At 47.3% G+C, this 1,055-nt stretch carries 1 pseudogene; it reads left to right on the plus strand.

Annotation, left to right across the window (positions count from 1 at the left end):
- A pseudogene (locus A3766_RS31515) lies at nt 1–1,055 on the plus strand (hypothetical protein); the annotation flags it as partial.

Below are 1,055 nucleotides of genomic sequence, written 5' to 3' on the forward strand. Positions count from 1 at the left end.
GAGTGAATACAGTGAGCTCTTTGACGCTAAAACGCAGACAATGTTAGAAAGCTTGAACCAGAATTTGGCGCAGCGAGATAGCCAAAATCTCGAAAGTGAAAAAGCTCGACAGACAGTTTGGCAACAGGCGATGATTGATACGCAGACGCAGAGTTCTGCTTCTTTACACAGCGCCTCTCAAGACGTTGCTGACAAGCTAAATCAGCTTACACAAGCTCAGCTTGAAACAAGTTGTCAGGTTGCTGATAAATTTACGGAAATGACAGATCGTTTGGGGGCTATGTCTGAGGGGATCAGTCTTGATTGGCAGAACCGTGCTGACAAAATGTTGGCTCAGCAAGCTGAGCTGGTTGAGAAGCTAAGTGACAGCCAGCAGCTAATGGATGAGCAAACCAAGCAGAAGTCAGAGAAGCTATTGGCTGAACTAGCGGGTCTTTTCGCTGAATCCAATAACTTACTGATCGCACGTCGTGAAGATGAGTCACGTTGGTTGCACGAACTGGATAGTCGAATGAATGGCTTAGCGGCGAGTGTGCGTGAAGAATTGAGCAGCTTGCGAGATGAAGAGGCAGGTCGTGCAAACGCTGCTGCCGAGACGATGAATAAGCTACAACAAAGCTTATCGCAGCAAGTTGCCCAATTGTCAGAAACGATTGAGAAACCCATGACAGAGCTGATTGAAACCGCGTCTGAAACACCAAAGGTTGCTGCGGAGGTAATCTCCAAGTTACGTGAAGAAATCAGTAACAACATGGAGCGTGACAACCACTTGTTAGAAGAGCGTCAGCGAATTATGGCTGAGCTTGATGGCTTGTCAGGCTCCTTATCCGAGTCATCCAGCCAGCAAAGAGAAGCGATTGCTTCATTAGTCGAAACCTCTAGTAGCATGCTAGACAACATCAGCTCTCGTTTTGACCAGCATATCGATGCTGAAGTTAACAAACTCTCAGACATCGTGGTCGAAGCTGCGGCAAGCACTACCGATATTGCCAGTTTGGGTGATGCTTTTGGTAAGGCCTGCCAGCAGTTTAGTGAATCGAATGAACTGCTTGGTG

The sequence above is a fragment of the Oleiphilus sp. HI0132 genome, from assembly GCF_001635845.1.